The sequence below is a fragment of the Desulfofundulus australicus DSM 11792 genome (genome assembly GCF_900129285.1).
GTDB classification, from domain to species: domain Bacteria; phylum Bacillota; class Desulfotomaculia; order Desulfotomaculales; family Desulfovirgulaceae; genus Desulfofundulus; species Desulfofundulus australicus.
This window is the reverse complement of sequence record NZ_FQUW01000007.1, coordinates 1-20,573: the sequence shown is the minus strand read 5'-3', so window position 1 is coordinate 20,573 and position 20,573 is coordinate 1. Positions and strand designations below refer to the sequence as shown.

Sequence of the window (20,573 nt, the reverse complement as noted above, 5' to 3'; positions counted from 1 at the left end):
TTCCGGAAGGATTTTGATAACCGGTATAGAATGATTTAAATGGTCAGACCATCAGAATATAATATGGTCTTGCACGAAAATGGTATGATGTCACCTTATTCTGTTGTCTTAACCTCATTATTTTTCTGAGTCAGGAGGTGTGCCATGAATATTGTTGTTCTCATTAAACAGGTGCCGGGAACGGATAATGTAAAAATGGATCCAAAAACTGGTACCATGATCCGCACCGGTAAGGATAATATTATCAACCCTCTGGACGAAAATGCGCTGGAAGAAGCCTTGCGGCTGAAGCGGAGCTTGAAAAATGTAACCGTCACGGTCGTCAGCATGGGTCCGGAATCGGCGATGAAGGCCATAAAGGAAGCAATTGCCATGGGTGCCGATGGCGGCATACTTTTGTCGGGGCGTGCTTTTGCTGGTTCAGACACCATAGCCACAGCGCGGGTCCTTTCCAGTGCCATTAGGAAACTGTGGCCGGTGGATCTGATCCTTTGCGGTGAACGGGCCACCGATGGTGAAACCGGTCAAACCGGGGCCATGGTTGCCGCCATGCTGGACATTCCCGTACAGACCTATGTGCAGAAACTGGAAGTGGGGGACGGCATCATTACGGTAGAAAGGCTGGTGGAGGGCGGCTTTGAGCGCGTTCAAGTAAAAATACCGGCCCTGGTTACAGTTGTCAAGGGGATCAACCAGCCCGGCTTTCCAACCCTGGCTGGAAAATTACGGGCTAAGGAAGTGCAGGTGCCCGTCTGGGGCCCTGAGGATGTAGGACTGGTGCCGGATGAGATTGGTTTGAAAGGCTCACCTACACGGGTGGTCAAAATCTTTAGCCCTAAACTTTCCCGGGATACAATTATGTACCGTCACGATAATACAGGAAGGGCTATTAGCGAGCTAATTAACTTCCTTGGTGCTCGTGAAATTATTGTTTAAGGAGGTGTGGGTTGTGGATGTGAAAGAGTATCGGGGCGTAATGGTTCTTGGGGAACAGAGGAATGGAACCATTCACCGGGTGACCTTTGAACTTTTAAACCGGGGACGTTCCCTGGCGGATAAACTGGGTGTTGAGCTGTCCTGTGCTATACTCGGGGACCGGGTGGACGATCTGGGAGAAGTAATCCTGCGGGGAGCAGATAAAGTTTATCATGTTTGCAGCCAGGACCTGGCTACTTTTCTTCCCGGGCCTTATACCAGAGCACTGGTGCAGTTGATTCAGGAAGAAAAACCCGAAATTATCATCGCTGCAGCCACCACCACCGGCCGCACGGTAATGCCCCTGGTGGCAGCCCGTTTGGGAACCGGATTGACGGCGGATTGTACTTATCTGGATATTGACCCGGAGGAAAGAATTCTGTTGCAAACCAGGCCGGCCATTGGGGGCAATATCATGGCCACCATAAAGACGCCCTTTACCCGGCCCCAGATGGCTACGGTAAGGCCCCGTTCAACCCGGCCGGCACCCCGGGATGAATCCCGGACCGGCGAGATAACGGTGAAGAATTATGGCGATATGCTGGTTTCTCTAACCGAGCGTTTCCTGGAATTTATGGCCGATCCGAGCCAGGAAGTTAATATACAGGATGCCGATATTATTGTATCCGGCGGAAAGGGATTGAAGAACCGGGAAGGATTTAAACTGGTGGAAGAACTGGCCCGGGTGCTGGGCGCAGGTGTAGGTGCAACCCGGGATGCGGTAGAACTGGGCTGGATTTCTTACTCTCACCAGATCGGCTTAAGCGGGAAGACCGTTTCTCCCAAGCTTTATATAGCTGTTGGTATTTCCGGTAAGGTGCAGCACCTGGCCGGCATGCAAACCTCGGAAACCATAGTGGCCATTAATAAAGATCCCGATGCGCAAATTTTCCAGGTGGCTGATTTTGGTATTGTTGGGGATGCCTTTGAAGTGGTTCCGGAGTTAATTGATGCGCTTAAAAAATTGAGAACCGGTGCCTGAGCAGAAGGGAGGGGCTGAGGTAGATGCGCTACAATCGGATTACCACCGGAATTATCGATGAGCTGAAATCAATAGTCGGTGAGGCCAATGTAATTGTGGATCGTGAAAAAATGGAAGTTTACGGCAGGGATGAAGTCTCCGAGGCTATGTGGCAGCACATGCCCGAAGTGGTGGTGAAACCGGAAAATGCCCGGCAGATTTCCGAAATTATGAAACTGGCCAACAGGGAACTGGTGCCGGTTACCCCCCGGGGGGCAGGAACGGGTCTGGCTGCCGGGGCGGTCCCTGTGCTGGGTGGAATCGTTCTGTCCCTGGAACGGATGAACAGAATCCTGGAAGTGGATAAAGAAAATCTCTTCATGGTTACCGAGCCCGGGGTAACCACCGGTGAGGTGCAGCGTACCGCCCGGGCCGAGGGATATCTTTATGCCGGCGATCCCTGCAGTGCTGATAGTTCTTTTATTGGAGGCAATGTAGCCACCAATGCCGGGGGCAACAAGGCGGTGAAGTACGGTACCACTTCCCGGCACATCTTCGGGGTGGAAGTGGTTTTGCCCAATGGGGATATAGTTACCCTTGGCGGTAAATGTGTGAAAAACGTTACGGGTTACGATCTGGTGCACCTGATGGTTGGTTCCGAAGGGACACTGGGTATTGTCACCAAAATTTATCTCAAACTGATGCCCCTCCCCAAATATGTGGCAGACCTGCTGGTTCCCTTTGATGACGTTGAAAAAGCCATCAATATCGTTCCGGTTATTATGACCCACGGTGGAATTATTCCCACCTGTCTGGAATTTATGGATAACCTGTCCATCAAGGCAGCTGAGCTGTACCTGAACCAGCAACTGCCCTATGGGGATGCTGCGGCCTATGTGATCGTGGAAGTGGACGGCAATTCGGAGCGGCAGGTGCAGGAGGATTACGAAACCATCGGGAAGCTGTGCCTGGAGAATGGCGGGCTGGAAGTTTTTGTAGCCGACAACAAATCCACTCAGGAGCGCATCTGGAAGGCCCGCCGGTGTTATGCCGAAGCCCTGCGCATGATCAGCCCGGTTTACTGTATGGAAGATATTGTCGTTCCGGTCAGTCAAATTCCCAGGGCACTGGAGGCCATTAACCGGATAGCGGAAAAGTACCAGATCAAAATTCCCTGCTGCGGCCATGCCGGGGATGGTAACATTCATGCCACTTTGTTGCGGGAGAACCGGGGTGAACATAGCTGGCATGAGGTTAAAGAAAAGGTGCTGGAAGAGATGTACCGGGTGGTGTATGACCTGGGTGGTAACCTGTCCGGTGAGCACGGCATTGGAGCTAAACGGAAGGATGCTATGGCCCGGTTCATGGATCCCGTACAGCTCAACATGATTCGTTCCATTAAGAAGGCGTTGGATCCCAATCTAATTTTGAACCCCGGCAAGGTAGTGGATGTGTTTTAGAAACGGGGCAGTGGGGGCTGCACGGCTCCGGCCCCCACGGTCACTTTTTTAAAAATTTCGTGCGATTTTAAAAAAATGTTGATAGGAGCAGGATTTTTTGTGACCTGAGCGAATACAGATCCTGTGGTCAGGCCATCCCTACTATTGATTATCGGAAGGTGGTGGGATTAACAAGGACTGATAATTAACATTATTTCTTTAAGTTGATTTTTAGGACTAATCACTTTCTTGTAAAATTTTTGAGCTCGCTTCTGGTAGCCAAACAATGTACAAAAATAATTTGACTGTAACAAATCTGTAATTAAGGAGGATCCAAGCCATGACGTGGACACAGGCAATTAACCCCCTGGGCAACCTGGGTCTTTCTGCTCTGGTTGATGCCCTGCCCATCATTTTCCTTTTCTGCGCCCTGGCTTTATGGCGAATGAAGGGTCATATTGCCGGTCTGATCACCCTGGCTCTGGCTCTGGTACTGGCCGTGGGCGTTCATGGGATGCCTTTAAACATGGCGCTGCTAACCACTGTTTATGGTATATTGTCGCCCTGGTGTTGCTGCTCCGGGTATGGAAACCGAAATCGGTCTGGCGTTTTGCCGATGAGCCTCAGGCTACTTTAAAGGTAAGAAAGCATTCCCCAGGGGCCGTTTTGAAGGCCTGGTCGCCCTTTATCGTATTGACGGTACTGATTAGTGACTGGGGCCTCAAGTCCGTCAAGGCTGTTCTGGATAAAGTCAGCATCAAGATTGTATTCGGCGGGCTGGACCAGGCCATCATAGCCGGCGATAAGCCCCTGTCCGTAGTCTATAATTTCAACTGGCTATCTGCCGGTGGTACGGCCATTCTTATTGCAGCCATCATCAGTGCTATAATCCTGCGGGTCAGTGCCGGCCAGTTTATGGAAGTGTTTGCAAAAACTTTAAAGGATCTGCGCTTTGCTCTATTAACTATCGCTGCGGTATTGGGCTTCGCTTATGTGGCCAACTGGTCCGGAATGACCCCCACTCTAGGGAAGGCCTTTACGGTTACCGGTGCGTTCTTCCCCTTTGTAGCTCCCATCCTGGGCTGGCTGGGTGTTTTTGTTACCGGTAGTGATACTTCGTCCAACGCTTTGTTCTGTAAGATGCAACAAGTTACGGCCGAACAGATTGGGGTCAACCCTGTGCTTACCGTAGCCGCCAACAGCAGCGGTGGTGTGGCGGCCAAGATGATCTCACCCCAGAGCATTGCCGTAGGTGCAGCTTCCACGGGTTTGGTCGGCCGGGAAGGGGAATTGTTCCGTTTCACCGTCGGTCACAGTATCTTCTTCACCCTGATTATCTGTGTAATTACCTTGCTGCAGGCCTATGTTTTTGAATGGATGATACCCGCCATGGTCAGAGCTGCTGAAGCTGCTGCTTCAACCAGCGTGACTTCCAGCGGTGGGGTAACCATCCTGCTGCTAACGGCATTGTTTATCCTGGTTCTGGGGTTGATTACTTCCCGGCAGAAGGGCAACCTGAGTTTTAATGACCGCCGGAGTGCTTAAAAAACACTGTGGAAATTTTCCCGGCCGGATGTATTGATCCGGCCGGGGTCCACCATGGAAAGGAAGGAGTACGTGGCTTTGAACAAGGCGTTATTGCCGGATGTCGGCCGGGATTTAGAACAATTGTATGAAACATTTGTAGTTAGGGCCCGGGCTTTAGGTACTGAGGTTTACCGGGTCCGTGGTATGTCTGAGGCCAGGGATTTGATTGGCAGGTTAATTAAGGAAATGGGTGCCCAAAAAGTTGCCCTGTCTGAATCACCTCTTTTAAGTGCTGCTGATCTTGGCAGGGCGGTTGCCGGATGCGGGGCGGAAGTTATTAAAGGTAACCCCCGGGAGGTAGCTGAAACGGCAGACGTGGGTATTTCCTCTTTTGAAATGGCCGTTGCCGAGACCGGAACCCTGGTACAGGATGCTACTGATATCAACCGGCGGCTGGTATCCATGTTACCTCCCGTTCACCTGGCCCTGGTACCCACCGGCTGTCTGGTGGCCACTCTAAAAGAGGCAATTAACAACCTGGCGGCCAGGGGACAGGTTCCCGGTTACGTAGCTTTTGTTTCGGGACCCAGCCGCACTGCCGATATCGAGCGCGTCCTCACCATCGGTGTGCACGGGCCGGGCAGGTTGGCAGTTATTTTCATTGACGAAGGGGGAGATATCGTTGTCTAAGGCAACCCTGCGGCAGGCGACCCGGGAAGCCCTGGCCAATACAAGCGTCAGATCGGCTTTGACCAGGTTTGCCGATAGTTATGTTATCTCCCGGGAACAGGTATACCAGCATAAAAATTTTGAGGAGTTGCGCCGGGAGGTAGCCAGGATCAAGCAGGAAACGGTAGAACACCTGGAAGAACTGGCCGCTCAATTTGCCCGCGAAGCCACCCGGCGCGGTGCCACTGTTTTCCGGGCTGCCACTGCCGCTGAGGCCCGGGAATATATTGCTCGTCTGGCCAGGGCCAAAGGAATTAAAACCATCGTCAAGTCCAAGTCCATGGCCAGTGAGGAAATTCACCTGAATGATTATTTAAAGGAAAAGGATCTGGATGTTGTGGAAACAGATCTGGGTGAATGGATCATCCAGCTTGCTCGCCAGCGGCCATCTCATATGGTTATGCCGGCTATTCATATGAGCCGGAACGAGGTGGCTGAAGTCTTTAGAAGGGAAATAAAACAGGCGGTGGAACCGGAAATATCTTCTATGGTCCAGCTGGCCCGCAGGGAATTGCGGCGGAAATTCCTTTCCTCCTGGATGGGTATTTCCGGAGCCAACATTGCCGTGGCTGAGACAGGCACCATTGTCATGGTCACCAATGAAGGTAACGGGCGTCTGACTACCACCCTGCCTCCGGTTCATGTAATCATCGTCGGCCTGGAGAAACTGGTGCCCCGCTTTAAAGACATCGTACCCATACTGGAAGTGCTGCCGCGCAGCGCCACGGGCCAGCACATAACTTCTTATGTGACCATGATTACCGGTGCCGTGCCTGCTATAGATCCTGAGGGTAAATACCATGAACAAAAAGAACTGCATATTATCCTTATGGATAACGGGCGTACCAGGATGGCTGCCGATCCTGTGTTTAAAGAAGCGATGCAGTGTGTGCGCTGTGCTGCCTGCTTAAACGTTTGTCCTGTCTACCAGCAATTAGGGGGAGTTTATGGCGACGTTTACACCGGGGTTATAGGTACCCTGCTCACCGCCTTTTTCACCAACCCGCAAAAAGCGCAGGTATTACAAAATCTGTGTATTGATTGCGGGCGTTGCCGGGACTACTGTTCGGGCAACATTAATCTTCCGGCTTTAATTGGCGAGCTCAGAAGGCGAACGGTGGAGAGTAAAGGAGCAGGGTATGCTGAAAAGATAATATTTGATAAAATTTTACCCAGGCGCAGGTTATTCCATAGATTTTTAAAGACAGCCTCTCGACTACAAAAACCTTTCGTCCGGGCAGGGAAAATCAGGCATTTGCCCCTGTTCTTATCCGGTTTAACCAGCGGGCGCACTTTACCTGCCCTTGCCGATGTTCCTTTCCGGGATCTGATCGCTACCCCGCCCCGCCCGAAGAAAAAAAATGGTCGTGTAGCTCTGTTTTCAGGCTGCCTGATTGATTTTGTTTATCCCGGTATCGGAAAGGCAGTGGCCGGGGTTCTGGCAGCCATGGGATTTGAGCTGGTTCACCCGGAAGATCAGACCTGCTGTGGTTTTCCAGCCAAACAGGTGGGTTTAATGGACAATTTTGCTGAGCTGGCCCGCCAGAACATTGCGGCCTTTATGGATATAGATGCTGAGCATATACTTACCGCCTGCCCTACCTGTGCGGAAGCGTTAAAGTTCCTGTACCCGGAGATACTGGCCGGTGATAGGGAATGGAGCCAGCGGGCCAGGGAAATGGCGCAAAAAGTGGTGGATTTTTCCTCTTTCGTATATGCTAAGAAAAAAGAACTAATCCCGCAGCTGGCTCCTTTCCGGCATAAGGTTACCTATCATGACTCCTGCCACCTCAAACGCTACCTGCGGGTTACCATGGAGCCGCGCCAGTTGCTTAAAGATGCCGGTGCTGACCTGGTGGAAATGAGCCGGCCGGACGTGTGTTGTGGTTTTGGGGGATCTTTTACTCTCAAATTCCCCGAACTCTCCAATTCCATCCTGGACCGCAAGCTGGAATCCTTGCTGGAAACCGGTGCTGAAATACTGGCCCTGGACTGCCCCGGCTGCCGCTTGCAGATTGAAGGTGGTTTGGATTGCCGTAATTTGCCGGTTAAGGTTATGCATACGGCCGAGGTGCTTGCCCGTTGCCTTGCCAGTGACGGCCGGGTGCAATAAAGTTACTTTCTACGGGACTCCGGGATTTTCCGGAGTCTTTGTATTGTAACTGGCTGACTTTACTTGAGCGGTACTGGCCGTTTGAATACAGGAGCCTTCATCGTTTCGCCTGGTGGTAATATATAGTATTATTGTAGTACAATCCCAAATGGTTATGGTATAATTATGTACGAAGATGGAGGCTGGTTGGAGTGAAAGTAAGGACGGCCGGAGACCTGCAAAAATATGAAATTCTCGGTATTGGTTTGCTCTGTCTGGCCCTTTTAGCTTTGATCAGCCTGGTCAATCCTGCTGTTGGGCTGGTTAGCCGGGGAGTCGAACGATTGCTGAGGTCTGTTGCCGGTATGGGGGGATATTTTTTCCCCCTCCTGCTCGCTTTTTGGGGTTTGAGATTAATTCAGGGGAAGACAGTTAAAAAAGGGCTCGCCCCGCGCTTATATGGAAGTGCCCTGCTCCTGGTGGTTGCTCTTACTTTATTGCACATGTTGATTTCCGGAGAAAATTCCCTGCAGGACGGCCTGGCCGGGGAGGGGGGTGGCCTGATCGGAGCCGTTTGTTTATTCCTGCTGGAGCGTTCATTTGGCCTGGTGGGAACCTGGATTATCCTGGCTACGTTAATTATAATGGGAGCACTTTTGAGCTGTAATATTTCTTTGCATACCTTTCTTGCCGGCCTGGCAGGTGTTCTGAGAAGTTTATATGAACGTATTGGTGGTTTCTTATTTATAGAAGGGGAAGAAGAAGTGGAAGAGCCTGAACCGGGACCGGTAATCATCGATCAGGGCGGGTCCCCGGCTCGGGAAGAAGCAGCATCGCAGGTAACTGAAGAGAAGAACCGGGATAATGCAGTTAAAAGCGGGTCGCCCGGGGTTTTACGTTTTGCCCCTCCTGCCACATCTTCTTCTGACGTAAGAGATGAAGAAGTGGCTATTTCAGGTGTTTCACCGGCTTACCAGTTTCCTCCTCTAAGCCTGCTTGCCAGGCCACTGAGGAACAGGGGGATCAAGAACAACAGGGATATTACGGAAAATATCCGTATTTTAGAGGAAACCCTGAACAGTTTTGGAGTCAAGGCCAGGGTTATTCAGGTTTCCCGTGGGCCCGCCATTACCCGTTATGAAATTCAGCCTTCGGCGGGGATTAAAGTTAGCCGTATAGTCAGCCTGGCCGATGATATTGCTCTGTCTATGGCTGCTCCGGACGTGCGCATTGAGGCACCTATTCCGGGTAAAGCAGCTATAGGAATTGAAGTGCCCAACCGGGAAATTTCCATGGTTTATTTAAGGGAGTTACTGGAAACACCCGAATTCCAGGAAGCATCCTCCCGGCTTACTGTCGCCCTGGGTAAGGATATTGCGGGCAACCCGGTAGTGGCCGACCTGGCCCGTATGCCCCATCTGCTTATTGCCGGTGCAACAGGTTCCGGTAAGAGCGTTTGTTTGAATACCATTATTGCCAGCATTCTTTTTAAGGCCACTCCGGAGGAGGTTAAATTTTTAATTATCGATCCCAAGATGGTGGAACTGGCTACCTACAACGGCATTCCCCACCTTGTGTCTCCCGTGGTTACGGATCCCAAGAAAGCAGCTACCTCCCTGCGCTGGGCCGTCAAAGAGATGGAGCACCGTTATGAATTATTTGCCGCTGTTGGGGTAAGGGACATCAGCCGTTACAATGAATTCTGTCGCAGCAACCGGGAAATTAACGGAGAGGTCCGGTTACCCCTTCCGTTAATTGTAATAATAATTGATGAACTGGCTGATTTGATGATGGTAGCACCTGCTGATGTGGAAGACGCGGTTTGCCGCCTGGCCCAGATGGCCCGGGCTGCAGGTATCCACCTGGTGGTAGCTACCCAGCGTCCTTCCGTGGATGTAATTACAGGTTTGATTAAAGCCAATATTCCATCCAGGATTTCCTTTGCTGTGTCCTCCCAGATTGATTCCCGGACCATTCTGGACATGGCGGGAGCGGAAAAACTATTAGGAAAAGGTGATATGCTCTTTTTCCCGGTGGAGGCACCCAAGCCCATCCGGGTGCAGGGGGCTTATCTGTCAGATGAAGAAGTGGAGGCGCTGGTTTCTTTTCTGAAAAAGCAGGCTGGCCCTCATTTCGAAGCGGAGCTTGTTCAGGAAGAAAGTCGAGGTGAACAGGAAGAGGATCTGGAAGATGAGTTATTGCCCCGGGCCGTAGAGATTTTCGTGGAAACAGGTCACGCTTCCATTTCCCTGCTGCAAAGGCGTCTGAGGGTGGGATATGCCCGGGCAGCCCGTCTGATGGATATAATGGAAAGAAAGGGCATTGTAGGAGGATATGAGGGGAGTAAGCCACGCTCCGTACTGATAACACCGGAACAGTTCAAGCAGACTTTCAAAAAAAGATAGATTAAAAGAATAAAGAAAAAAGGAAACAGCAATTAAGCGTAGAAATCACTGTGTTGGATTTTAGACCGGTCCAATCATTAAGAGCAAAAAAGTAAAAAGTATAATCTTAAGGTATAATAAGGTAAAGAACAATAAAATACAGCCGATTTTTTAAGGTGGCATTATGATTAAAGAAATTAATGTTACAGAAGCCCTGTCTTTAAATGATGCTCTGATTTTGGATGTGCGTTCGGAAGGCGAATACAACGAAGCAACCATTCCCGGAGCAGTAAATGTTCCCCTGCTGGATAATGTGGAGCGGGCGCTGGTTGGAACAGTTTATAAAAAAGAGGGCCCGGCACAGGCACGGAAATTGGGTTTGGAACTGGTTTCTCCCCGCCTTGCCCGCTGGGTGGAGGCTGTTGATCGCCTGGCCTGCGGCAGAAGAGTAGTTCTCTTTTGCTGGCGGGGAGGGCTGCGCAGTCATTTTGCCGCATCTGTCCTGGATACCATGGGCTTTGCTGTATACCGCATCCTGGGGGGATATAAAGCCTACCGGCGTTATGTTAACTCCTATCTGGGAGTGGAAGAACTGCCGTTGAAAGCTGTGGTCATTCATGGTCTGACCGGGGTGGGCAAAACCGCTTTGCTCCGTCGCCTGGCGGAGGAAGGCCTGCCTGTTCTGGATCTGGAGGGCCTTGCCCGGCACCGGGGTTCAGTTTACGGCAAGATTGGCCTGCCCCCTTCTCCCAGCCAGAAAATGTTTGAAGGCTTTATTGTCCGGGACCTTATGGCAGCAGAAAAGAAGGGTATATTTATTGTGGAATGTGAGAGCCGTCGCCTGGGTAATCTGCTGGTTCCGGCAGTAATATTGAGGGCAATGGAGAGGGGATACCGGGTATTGCTTTATGATACGCTGGAAAACCGTGTGAGGCGCATTTGCCAGGAATATACCCGTGGGCCTCAGCAAAATGTACCGGCCCTGCAGGAAGCTACTTCTGCGCTGGAAAAATATCTGGGGGCTCGCCGCGTGGCGGAGTTAAATCAGTTGCTGGCCCGGGAGAAATTTGACCAGGTTTTTTCTTTTCTTTTAACCAGACATTATGATCCCTTATATAAATACCCGGCTGAACCCAGCCCGGATTATGATTTGTGTGTGTCCACGGCTGATATGGATGAAGCAGTTAGCCGGGTTAAGAGATGGATCATGAGTTTACCCGAGTATGAGCGGGTTAAGGGGGGTGAACTCGATGGAATTGGGGAAAATACTGCAGGAGGCCCGCCAGGCCCGCGGCCTGTCCCTGGAGCAGGTTGAAAAAGAAACGAAGATCCGCCGCAGGTATCTGGAGGCCCTGGAGAAAGAGGCCTTTGATCTGCTCCCGGGGAGGGTTTATGTACGCGGCTTTCTCCGTACTTATGCCAGGTATCTGGGGCTGGATGCCGAGGCCCTGGTGGCCCGGTTGGAAGAAATGCTGCCAGAAGAGGTAGAGCCTGTCGTACGGGCGATTCCTGGAACAGGAAAAAAACTACGTCGTCTACCTCTCGGTAGAGCGGTTTATATAATGGCAGGAATGCTTCTGGTATTCTTGCTCTTATGGGGTGGCTGGTGGATTTTAGGGGGTAGCGGGCATACAGCTCCTGATGATCGAGCGGGAAAACAGCCTGCTGCATTTCAGGGGGAACAGGTAAATGTTCCCGAAAACCGGGTTTCCAGGGACGGTGACCGGGCTAATAATAAGCCGGATGCACCCCGTCCGGAAGATAAGTCGTCGGAAGGAGTTCACCTGGTGCTCAATGTAATCGATGAAACATGCTGGATGAGTGTGATGGTTGATGGCAGGACCATGTTTACCGGTGAAGTAGCCGCCAGCCAGTCCAAATCATTTCAGGGCCGGGAACGTATCTGGATTAAACTGGGTAATGCCGGCGTGGTCAATGTAAAGGTTAACGGCCGGGACCTGGGAGTGCTGGGTAAACGTGGGCAGGTGGTAAGCCGGGAATTTTCCGCTGCCGCCCTGGAATAAGGAGGGCTCGGAATGGGGTTTTTCATCTGTGACTCCTGTGGCCGGGAGGTTGGCCTTTTTGATGGCATTCTTTCGTGGCATCAGGAAGGACAGGAACTGGGTAATTTTACCATTACCCACCGCCCCGGTCAATATTGTTTGGGGCAGCCAGGCAACAATGTTTCCCGTGAGCTCTTTCGGGTAGCATCCGTCAAGGGGTACCTTGCTTTCGTTCAGTACCTGTTGACCCGGTGGGGCGAAGGTTACGTTCTTAAAGATTATTCTTCTCTACAAAGAATCATTATTCAGATCAGTTCCCATATTCATGAAGGGATGGCCAACTTGCTGGGCGAATAATCCCGGTTTTCCTCCGGGCGGCCCTTGCGGGCCGCACCTTTTTTTGACAGGGCCGTTTTTTTTAAGTTATACTTATCGTGGGCTGGTGAGAAAGAAATGTCCTATCGTGTTGGTGTGGTTAGCCTGGGTTGTGCCAAAAATCTTGTAGATACGGAGCTAATGCTGGGACAACTGGATGCTGCCGGGTTTATCATCACCCCCAACCCCCGGGAAGCCGATGTCCTGATTGTTAATACCTGTGGCTTTATTACTCCCGCCAAGGAAGAATCCATTGATCAAATCCTGGATCTGGCCAGGTATAAAAAAGAAGGACGTTGCCGGGTACTTCTGGTAACCGGTTGCCTGGCCCAGCGTTACCCCGGGGATTTGATGAAGGAAATACCCGAAATAGATGCTATTTTGGGTGCCGGGATGGTTAGCCAGGTAGTGGAAACGATCCAGCGGGCCCTGGCTGGAGAGCGGGTTTTGAACGTAGGAGAGCCGCGTTTTGAATATGGCGCAGATCTACCCCGCATCCGGACCACGGGGAAACATACGGCTTATGTAAAAATTGCCGAGGGTTGCAGTAACCGCTGTACTTACTGTGCCATTCCTTCTATTCGCGGTCCATACCGCAGCCGTCCCCTGGAATCCATCCAGCAGGAGGTCGAAAACCTGGCTGCGAAAGGGGTTAAAGAGGTAATCCTGGTAGCCCAGGATACCACTTTTTATGGTCTTGACCTTTACGGGAGAAGGATGCTGGCCCCTCTTTTGCGTTCATTAAACAGGATACCCGGAATTTACTGGATCCGCGTTCTTTATGGCCATCCCGACGGGATTAACGATGAACTTGTTGATGTTTTTGCGTCATGTGAGAAAATATGCCGCTATCTCGATTTACCTCTACAGCATGCCAGTCCCCCGGTTCTCGCCCGCATGGGCCGCAGTAATGACACTGCCGGGTTACGAGCCTTGCTCCACAGGTTGCGCCGGGATATTCCCGGATTGATCCTGCGCACTACATTTATGGTTGGTTTTCCGGGGGAAAAAGAGGAGGATTTTCAACAGCTGCTCGACTTTATGCGGGAAATGCGGTTTGAAAGGGTGGGAGTATTTAAATTTTGTGCCGAAGAGGGTACCCCGGCTGCCAGTATGGACTGCCAGGTGCCGGAAAATGTTAAAGAGGAGCGTTTCCACAGGGCCATGGCTTTGCAGCAACAAATATCCCTGGAATACAATCGTTCCCTGGTGGGCAGCCAGCTGAAAGTTCTGGTGGAAGGTAAAAAGGGCAATTACTATTCTGGCCGTACTGAAGCCGACGCTCCCGGGATTGACGGCCAGGTTTATTTTACTGCCGGCAGGATTTCTCCCAGACCGGGCGATTTTGTACCGGTTAAGATAACCCTGGCCCGTGAGTACGACCTGATGGGGGAGCTTCCATGAATTTGCCCAACCGTTTAACTCTGGCCAGGATTTTTTTAATTCCCCTTTTTGTAACGGTGGTTTCTCTCCAGGTGCCCTATGGTGATTATCTTGCTGCCGCCGTCTTTATTTTAGCCGCAAGCACCGATGGCCTTGACGGCTATATTGCCAGGAAATGCCATCTCGTTACCCGGTTGGGCATGTTAATGGACCCCCTGGCAGATAAACTTTTAATTTCCAGTGCTCTGATTTCACTGGTTGAACTGCATCGCCTGCCCGGTTGGGTGGCTATGATTATAATCGGGCGGGAATTTGCCATTACCGGTTTGCGTTCCTTGATGGCCGCCGAAGGGGTCGTTCTTGGAGCCAGTATTCCGGGTAAACTTAAAACCATTACCCAGATTATCGCCATTGTTAGCCTCCTTTTGCAGGATACTCCTTTCAGCGTAATGCGATTTACTCCTGGTAACCTGGCCATGTGGGTAGCCATTATTTTTACCATCTGGTCGGGGCTGGATTATCTAAACCGGGGCTGGAGTATCTTGAAAAAAGGCGGCTTTTAGGAAAGTGGTTTTAACTGCCGTATACTTGAAATATAAGATTGAAGGGAATCGGGTATATGCAGTGGTACGGTTGGCGTGTTCCAGTTATCCTGGCAGCATTGGTGGTTGGTCTTTCCTTTTTCTTTGCTGTTCAATGGCTTTATAACCATTACAATTATCAAGAACCCCTGTCCAGGGTTTTAAGAGCGGAAAAAGCGGTCCAGAGTTTTTCTATAGAAAAGCGGGATGGGCTCTTTAATATTACCGTACAGCTTAAAGGTACGGCTGACCTGAGGGAAACTTATCGCAAGTTGAAAAAATCCATTGAGGATGTTTTGGGGCGCCATCCTTATACTTTAGAAATAAGAGATAATCGTGATCAGGAATTGAACAATGCCTATTATTACAGCCAGTTTGCCCTGTATGAGGCTCAAGTACGGGGTAATTACCGGGAAATGGTACGTTATATTGAGGAACGCGCGGCATCGGTAGGGGCACAGGCCAATATTTCCCTTGATGATGAAAACATTTATGTGCATATGAAGCACGGGGAACATCATCTTTATGCGGTGGTACCCCGGAGGGTTAATTTGAACCCGGAAACGGCTGATTCCTACCGGTAGAGGCCGGTCCCGTCACCATGTGTATATGGTATAGATTCCCTGAACGGTCTTTAGCCTGTGTATGATATAATAATTAATGTTCTGGACAATTAACTTGCCGGTAAATCAGCTGGTTTGAAGGGAAGGTAGCTCATGTTGAAGGAAATTGGCCTGGGTTTGGTGCTGGCCGGTATCCTTTTCCTGCTTATAAATGGTCATGACGTAACTCCCCTGATCTTTTTGGCTGTAGCCTCGGCAGGTTTATATTATGTAGCCCGTTCCCGCGGCCTGCTGGCCCGTAATTTTGCAGGTGAACAGGTGGTTTCCCGGCAGGAGATATCCTTTGCTGATATCGGTGGCCAGGCGACTGCCATTCAGGAGTTGCGTGAGGCCCTTGATTTTATAAAAAACTATCAATATATACAGAAGCTGGGCATCAGGCCATTGAAGGGTATCTTATTAACAGGGCCGCCCGGTACGGGGAAAACCCTGCTGGCCAGGGCTGCAGCCAGCTATACAGATGCTGCTTTTGTAGCCTGTAGCGGCTCGGAATTTATTGAAATGTATGCAGGGGTAGGTGCACAGCGGGTAAGACGCCTGTTTCAAACAGCCCGGGAAAGCGCTTTAAGACAGGGCAAAAAGCATGCTTTGATCTTCATAGATGAAATAGATATTCTCGGGGCAAAGCGCGGGCAAACTACCAGCCACCATGAATACGATCAAACTCTTAACCAGTTACTGGTAGAAATGGATGGCTTGAAGGTAGACGATAAGGTACAGGTTCTGGTGGTGGCGGCTACCAACAGGGTGGATATGCTGGACCCTGCGCTGTTAAGGCCCGGTCGCTTTGACCGCCAGGTAAGGGTGGAACTGCCGGATAAGCAGGGGAGACTGGAGATACTCAAGTTGCATACCAAAAATAAACCCCTGGCAGAGGATGTTTCTCTGGAGGAACTGGCCAGGGAGACCTTTGGCTTTAGCGGCGCTCACCTGGAGAGCCTGGCCAATGAGGCAGCTATCCTGGCTATGCGCGAGGGATGTGAGGCCATCCACCAGCGGCATTTCCATGAAGCGGTGGATAAGGTGATGATGGGCGACCGGTTGGATCGCAGACCTGCTCCGGCCGAATTAAGGCGGGTAGCTATTCATGAAACTGGTCACGCCCTGGTTAGCGAGCTGGTTAGAAGCGGTTCCGTCTCCACCCTGACCATAACTCCCCGGGGGCAGGCGCTGGGTTACATGCGCCAGATTCCCGAGGATGATACTTACCTGTATACCAGGGATTACCTGGAGAATCAGATTGCCATTATGCTGGCCGGAGCGGTGGCGGAAGAAATAATTCTTGGCAATCGCAGTACAGGTGCCGGTAACGATTTTCGAGAAGCCACCAGGGTGGCGGAACAGATTATCAGGAACGGTATGTCCCGCCTGGGTGTAGTGGATGTGGACAATCTTCCCGGTGGATTGAGGTACCGTGTACTTACGGAAATCCTGCGGGAGCAGGAGGAACGTGTACGTTCTTACCTGAGCGAAAGGCGGGATGTACTGGAACGGGTTTCCCAGTTGCTCCTGGAAAAGGAAAAGATTACCGGCGAGGAATTCCGTAGCTTGATTGACCTGCCGGCTGCATAACGGGGGGAGGTCTTCTTGACCTCCCTGTATTACATTTTTCAGGCCCCGGCAGGTTTTAAAGAGATCCTGGCGAAAACAATATGGAAGGGGCAGGCAGGAAGGGAGAAGAGTGAGGTAATGATCAAATGCAGGCCGAATTAATTTTTACCGGAACCGAATTGCTTCTGGGAGAGGTTTTAAATACCCACGCCCAGTACTTGAGCCAGCAAATGGCAGCCCTTGGGATTGAGGTCATTTTACATACTACTGTGGGTGATAATTGGGACCGGCTGGCAGAAGCTTTTGAGATTGCCCTGCGGAGGGCGGATTTAATTGTTATTACCGGCGGCCTGGGTCCCACCAGCGATGACCTGACCAAGGATATTGTTGCCCGTGTACTGGGTTTGCCCATGCTACCTGACGGGCAAACTCTTCAGCTGCTGCGGGAATTTGTGGACCGGCGGGGGTCTTCTCTATCCGAAAGTATGGCGCGGCAAGCCTATTTCCCCGCAGGAGCCAGGGTTTTACCCAATCCTGCGGGAACTGCTCCGGGTGCCCTGCTGGAATATCAGGGCAGGATAATAATCCTTCTCCCTGGTCCGCCGCGGGAATTAAAGGCCATTTTTGAAGCTTCCGTTGTTCCCTACCTGATTTCGCTGGGGAACAGGGGTATGGTTACCCGTACCAGGTTGCTCAAGATGACCGGTATTTCGGAATCAGAAGTTCAGGAACGTATAGGTAACCTGGGAGGACAGGGTAACCCCGGAATAGCATACCTGGCCAAGCCGGGTGAGGTTCATGTGCGAATCAGTGCTCAAGCTCCCAGTGTTGCCGTTGCTGACCGGATGATCGATGAATTGCTGGAGAAAGTACGGCAACGGTTGGCCGACTACGTTTTTGGAATGGATGACGAGGTTCTGGAAGAAGTGGTGGGTAAATTACTGGTTAAAAAGGGCCTGACCTGTGCCCTGGCAGAATCCTGTACCGGAGGATTGGTAGCCGCGCGTTTAACCTCCATACCGGGTAGTTCTGCCTATTTTTGGGGCAGCGTTGTAGCTTACGATAACCGGGTTAAAGAAAAGGTTCTGGGAGTTCCGGCCGGGGTTCTTGAAACCCACGGAGCTGTTAGCCGGCCAACAGCCATTGCCATGGCTGAAGGAGTAAGAAACCTTATGGGCACGCATCTAGGCTTATCCATTACCGGTATTGCCGGGCCTGGTGGAGGCACACCGGTGAAACCAGTGGGCCTGACATATATTGCTTTGGCTACCGCAGAAGGAACTACCTGTCAGGAATTTCATTTCCCCGGCCATCGCCAGGCAGTAAGGCAGGGTGCAGCTAACGCTGCCCTGAACATGATCCGCCTGCATTTACTGGAGCAGCTTAAGGCAGGGAATTGAGAAGGGCCATTGAGGCTACACCCGCCAGCAGAGTAAAAAGTAAACTTCTGGTTTTAACGGCCACTCCAAAAGCAGGAATGGCAGCTATTAAATTTTTATTCTCCGGCGTGAGTACCAGTATATCTCCCTTGAGAAATATTTCCGGAGCAACCAGGGCCGCCAGAACAGCTACCGGCACATAACCCAGCCACCTGATCCAGGATGGGGGAATCCGGAACCGGCTGAGAAGTAAAAGCGGGGTTACGCGAAACAGGTAATTTGCGGCAGCTATAACCAGGATGATTATCCAGACGGTTTGTTCCATTTTTCCATCAGCACTCCTATGGTAGCAGCAAGAACGGTAGCCAGTATGATATTCCAGCCTCTACCGAGCATGGTGGCGGCAGTAATCGAAATCAGCCCGGCCAGGCAGGCTACCGCAATGGTAATATTATTTTTTAATTGCATGATTAAAAGGCAAATAAACATAGCCGTAAGGGCAAAATCGAACCCCCACCTGGAGGTATCACCGAGCAGGGCACCCATAAATCCGCCCAGCGCACTGCCGCCTACCCAGGCCAGGTGAGAGGTGATGAACAGCCCGCTCAGGTACCACCGGGTGGGTGGGGGTTCGCCTGTCCGGCTTACTGCTACAGCGTATGTCTCGTCAGTAAGTCCGTGGGCGAGGAATGAAAGGACAGGGGCTGCCATACGGGGAAGATAGGGTGCCAGGGAGGCACTCAGGAGGATCAGCCGGGAATTAACCAGTAAAATTGTGGCTATGATGCCGGGCGGGGTAGCACCGCTGCCCAGCATACTCACAGCAATAAACTGGGCCGAACCGGAGTAAATCATCAATGACATGGCCACTATCTGGTCCAGGGAGAGATTGCTGGAACGGGCCAGTACTCCAAAGGTCATGGCCAGGGGGAAGTAACCCAGTACAATGGGCAGGGCATCTCTGGCTCCCAGGAAAAAATGATTTTTGTTCATTTATCTGCCTGTTCTCCTTTCTCACCTTTTATAATAATAATTCATCTGCCCGGTTTTGACCAGGGTCTCCGGGCAGGTCCCATGTTATTACTTTGATTTAATAAGGGTGGTGCATTTATGTCCAGTGAGAAATTAAAGGTCCTGGAAGCAACTCTCAGTAAAATTGAGCAAAATTTTGGTAAAGGGGCTATTATGAGGCTGGGGGAAACTGCCAGGCTTAACGTGGAAGTTATCCCTACTGGTGCCCTGTCCCTGGATATTGCCCTGGGGGTGGGTGGAGTACCCCGGGGCAGGGTGGTGGAAATCTTTGGTCCGGAATCTTCGGGTAAAACCACTGTGGCGCTGCATATTATTGCGGAGGCTCAAAAGGCCGGTGGAATAGCTGCTTTTATTGACGCGGAACACGCCCTGGATCCGGTTTATGCCAGGAACCTGGGGGTAGATATTGATAACCTGCTGGTATCCCAGCCTGATACCGGTGAACAGGCCCTGGAAATCTGTGAGGCGCTGGTACGGAGCGGTGCCATTGACGTGGTGGTTATCGATTCGGTGGCAGCCCTGGTGCCAAAGGCGGAAATAGAAGGGGAAATGGGCGAACTTCAGGTGGGATTGCAGGCCCGTTTGATGTCCCAGGCTCTGCGCAAGCTGACCGGTGCTATCAGTAAATCCCGTACTACGGCTATTTTTATTAACCAGCTGCGGGAAAAAGTGGGAGTGATGTTTGGTAACCCCGAGACCACGCCCGGCGGCAGGGCGTTGAAGTTTTATGCCTCGGTGCGCCTGGAAGTGCGTAAGCTGGAGGCTTTGAAGCAGGGGTCAGAAATTATCGGATGCCGCACCAGGGTAAAAGTGGTCAAAAATAAGCTGGCTCCGCCCTTTAAACAGGCAGATTTTGATATCATGTACGGGATGGGGATTTCCCGGGAGGGGACGCTCCTGGATCTGGCCACGGAAATGAAAATTATCAGCAAGAGTGGTACCTGGTACTCTTATGGTGAAGAGCGGTTGGGACAGGGTCGGGAAAATGTGAAGGAGTATTTGCGCGAGCACCCAGAGGTTGCTCATGAAATTGAACAGAAAATTCGCCAGCAGTTGCAGATTGGCGGTATAAAAATGCCTTCGGCTGAGGACCCCAGAACGGGGGAGGAAAGTATTTAAAGCGGGTTATGCTTCATGGCGGATGACTTTACCCATCCCTTCGGACAATCCATTTTGCCGTGCATATTGGGTAACCGGTCATACTGCCCGTTACCAGTGAAGCAGCTTAGTGTAAAGTTACTGTAGGAAATTGAAGAAGGAAAAAGGCGGTAGGAAATAGAAAGGAGAGTGCACCGCCTAGGAAGGGCGAGTAACCGAAGGATCGGAAACTCGGAGGTGCACTCTCATGAAGATAATTCAGCACGTATATAACAGTTTCCTGCAAGTAGCCACTTTAATTTTTGAGAAACTTGAGAAGGGGATTGATTATCCAAGGTTTCAGCTTGAGCTGCAAGACGTGCTCAATGAATTGGGCCGTAATATATGCAAGGAAGTATTGGAAGCTGCTGATGACTATGTAAGGCAGCACCGGAATGAACG

At 51.2% G+C, this 20,573-nt stretch carries 19 protein-coding genes and 1 pseudogene; 18 read left to right on the top strand and 2 right to left on the bottom strand.

What is annotated here, in order from left to right; translation table 11 throughout:
* The first annotated feature begins 144 nt into the window (after positions 1-144).
* From BUB44_RS02520 to BUB44_RS02450, 16 genes are all read left to right on the top strand, one after another.
* Positions 145-936: an electron transfer flavoprotein subunit beta/FixA family protein gene (locus tag BUB44_RS02520; RefSeq protein ID WP_073162969.1), complete on the top strand. Its 792-nt coding sequence runs from the start codon at positions 145-147 to the stop codon at positions 934-936.
* A gap of 13 nt (positions 937-949) precedes the next feature.
* The gene (locus BUB44_RS02515) at positions 950-1,957 is read left to right on the top strand and encodes an electron transfer flavoprotein subunit alpha/FixB family protein (RefSeq protein ID WP_341349356.1); all 1,008 of its coding nucleotides are present in this window, start codon (positions 950-952) and stop codon (positions 1,955-1,957) included.
* A gap of 23 nt (positions 1,958-1,980) precedes the next feature.
* Complete coding sequence (locus BUB44_RS02510) at positions 1,981-3,396, top strand: FAD-binding oxidoreductase (RefSeq protein ID WP_073162967.1); 1,416 nt, start codon at positions 1,981-1,983, stop codon at positions 3,394-3,396.
* 319 nt (positions 3,397-3,715) lie between these two features.
* Positions 3,716-4,012: an L-lactate permease gene (locus tag BUB44_RS16085; RefSeq protein WP_423219778.1), complete on the top strand. Its 297-nt coding sequence runs from the start codon at positions 3,716-3,718 to the stop codon at positions 4,010-4,012.
* Positions 3,943-4,920, top strand: a complete 978-nt coding sequence (locus tag BUB44_RS02505) for an L-lactate permease (RefSeq protein WP_423219777.1) — start codon at positions 3,943-3,945, stop codon at positions 4,918-4,920. Before BUB44_RS16085 ends, BUB44_RS02505 begins: the two co-directional genes overlap by 70 nt.
* A 54-nt stretch (positions 4,921-4,974) precedes the next feature.
* Entirely contained in the window at positions 4,975-5,592 is a 618-nt protein-coding gene (locus BUB44_RS02500; protein WP_073162965.1) for a LutC/YkgG family protein, read from the top strand.
* A complete protein-coding gene (gene ldhH / locus BUB44_RS02495; protein WP_073162963.1) occupies positions 5,585-7,744 on the top strand; it encodes an L-lactate dehydrogenase (quinone) large subunit LdhH in 2,160 nt (719 codons plus the stop codon). The genes BUB44_RS02500 and ldhH overlap by 8 nt, the downstream gene beginning before the upstream one ends.
* Before the next feature lie 191 nt (positions 7,745-7,935).
* On the top strand, positions 7,936-10,128 hold the full coding sequence (locus BUB44_RS02490) for an FtsK/SpoIIIE family DNA translocase (protein WP_073162962.1): 2,193 nt from the start codon (positions 7,936-7,938) through the stop codon (positions 10,126-10,128).
* Positions 10,129-10,291: 163 nt separating this feature from the next.
* Positions 10,292-11,422 carry a tRNA 2-selenouridine(34) synthase MnmH gene (mnmH, locus tag BUB44_RS02485; protein ID WP_073162960.1) on the top strand — a complete coding sequence of 377 codons (1,131 nt, stop codon included), beginning with the start codon at positions 10,292-10,294 and terminating at the stop codon, positions 11,420-11,422.
* Entirely contained in the window at positions 11,358-12,131 is a 774-nt protein-coding gene (locus BUB44_RS02480; RefSeq protein ID WP_073162959.1) for a helix-turn-helix domain-containing protein, read from the top strand. The genes mnmH and BUB44_RS02480 overlap by 65 nt, the downstream gene beginning before the upstream one ends.
* A gap of 12 nt (positions 12,132-12,143) precedes the next feature.
* Positions 12,144-12,467: a hypothetical protein gene (locus tag BUB44_RS02475; protein ID WP_027355413.1), complete on the top strand. Its 324-nt coding sequence runs from the start codon at positions 12,144-12,146 to the stop codon at positions 12,465-12,467.
* Positions 12,468-12,563: 96 nt separating this feature from the next.
* Positions 12,564-13,889, top strand: a complete 1,326-nt coding sequence (gene rimO, locus BUB44_RS02470; RefSeq protein ID WP_073163142.1) for a 30S ribosomal protein S12 methylthiotransferase RimO — start codon at positions 12,564-12,566, stop codon at positions 13,887-13,889.
* Positions 13,886-14,431 (top strand): CDP-diacylglycerol--glycerol-3-phosphate 3-phosphatidyltransferase, encoded by a 546-nt coding sequence (gene pgsA, locus BUB44_RS02465; protein WP_027355411.1) that lies wholly within the window; start codon positions 13,886-13,888, stop codon positions 14,429-14,431. The genes rimO and pgsA overlap by 4 nt, the downstream gene beginning before the upstream one ends.
* A gap of 56 nt (positions 14,432-14,487) precedes the next feature.
* On the top strand, positions 14,488-15,033 hold the full coding sequence (locus BUB44_RS02460; protein WP_073162957.1) for a hypothetical protein: 546 nt from the start codon (positions 14,488-14,490) through the stop codon (positions 15,031-15,033).
* Positions 15,034-15,165: 132 nt separating this feature from the next.
* Positions 15,166-16,644, top strand: coding sequence for an AAA family ATPase (locus BUB44_RS02455; RefSeq protein WP_073162955.1), 1,479 nt, complete (start codon positions 15,166-15,168; stop codon positions 16,642-16,644).
* 125 nt (positions 16,645-16,769) lie between these two features.
* Positions 16,770-18,023 (top strand): competence/damage-inducible protein A, encoded by a 1,254-nt coding sequence (locus BUB44_RS02450; protein ID WP_073162953.1) that lies wholly within the window; start codon positions 16,770-16,772, stop codon positions 18,021-18,023.
* On the opposite strand, the gene BUB44_RS02445 is transcribed toward BUB44_RS02450, so the two are convergent.
* Both BUB44_RS02445 and BUB44_RS02440 read right to left on the bottom strand, forming a co-directional pair.
* Positions 18,007-18,327: an AzlD domain-containing protein gene (locus BUB44_RS02445; protein WP_027355407.1), complete on the bottom strand. Its 321-nt coding sequence runs from the start codon at positions 18,325-18,327 to the stop codon at positions 18,007-18,009. The two genes, BUB44_RS02450 and BUB44_RS02445, sit on opposite strands and share 17 nt — an antisense overlap.
* Positions 18,306-18,995, bottom strand: a complete 690-nt coding sequence (locus BUB44_RS02440) for an AzlC family ABC transporter permease (RefSeq protein ID WP_027355406.1) — start codon at positions 18,993-18,995, stop codon at positions 18,306-18,308. Before BUB44_RS02440 ends, BUB44_RS02445 begins: the two co-directional genes overlap by 22 nt.
* A 117-nt stretch (positions 18,996-19,112) precedes the next feature.
* Here BUB44_RS02440 and recA point away from each other — a divergent pair, with 117 nt between their 5' ends.
* Positions 19,113-20,153: a recombinase RecA gene (gene recA / locus BUB44_RS02435; RefSeq protein ID WP_073162951.1), complete on the top strand. Its 1,041-nt coding sequence runs from the start codon at positions 19,113-19,115 to the stop codon at positions 20,151-20,153.
* A 226-nt stretch (positions 20,154-20,379) separates the two neighbouring features.
* Positions 20,380-20,573: pseudogene (locus BUB44_RS02430) on the top strand (ISLre2 family transposase); the annotation flags it as partial.

Coding starts and splice junctions, on each gene's coding strand:
- BUB44_RS02450 (WP_073162953.1), top strand. CDS start 16,770: ATGCAGGCCGAATTAATTTTTACCGGAACCGAATTGCTTCTGGGAGAG.
- recA (WP_073162951.1), top strand. CDS start 19,113: ATGTCCAGTGAGAAATTAAAGGTCCTGGAAGCAACTCTCAGTAAAATT.
- mnmH (WP_073162960.1), top strand. CDS start 10,292: ATGATTAAAGAAATTAATGTTACAGAAGCCCTGTCTTTAAATGATGCT.
- BUB44_RS02440 (WP_027355406.1), bottom strand. CDS start 18,995: ATGAACAAAAATCATTTTTTCCTGGGAGCCAGAGATGCCCTGCCCATT.
- BUB44_RS02445 (WP_027355407.1), bottom strand. CDS start 18,327: ATGGAACAAACCGTCTGGATAATCATCCTGGTTATAGCTGCCGCAAAT.
- BUB44_RS02480 (WP_073162959.1), top strand. CDS start 11,358: ATGGAATTGGGGAAAATACTGCAGGAGGCCCGCCAGGCCCGCGGCCTG.
- pgsA (WP_027355411.1), top strand. CDS start 13,886: ATGAATTTGCCCAACCGTTTAACTCTGGCCAGGATTTTTTTAATTCCC.
- BUB44_RS02460 (WP_073162957.1), top strand. CDS start 14,488: ATGCAGTGGTACGGTTGGCGTGTTCCAGTTATCCTGGCAGCATTGGTG.
- BUB44_RS02455 (WP_073162955.1), top strand. CDS start 15,166: ATGTTGAAGGAAATTGGCCTGGGTTTGGTGCTGGCCGGTATCCTTTTC.
- rimO (WP_073163142.1), top strand. CDS start 12,564: ATGTCCTATCGTGTTGGTGTGGTTAGCCTGGGTTGTGCCAAAAATCTT.
- BUB44_RS02475 (WP_027355413.1), top strand. CDS start 12,144: ATGGGGTTTTTCATCTGTGACTCCTGTGGCCGGGAGGTTGGCCTTTTT.
- BUB44_RS02500 (WP_073162965.1), top strand. CDS start 4,975: ATGGAAAGGAAGGAGTACGTGGCTTTGAACAAGGCGTTATTGCCGGAT.
- BUB44_RS16085 (WP_423219778.1), top strand. CDS start 3,716: ATGACGTGGACACAGGCAATTAACCCCCTGGGCAACCTGGGTCTTTCT.
- BUB44_RS02510 (WP_073162967.1), top strand. CDS start 1,981: ATGCGCTACAATCGGATTACCACCGGAATTATCGATGAGCTGAAATCA.
- BUB44_RS02520 (WP_073162969.1), top strand. CDS start 145: ATGAATATTGTTGTTCTCATTAAACAGGTGCCGGGAACGGATAATGTA.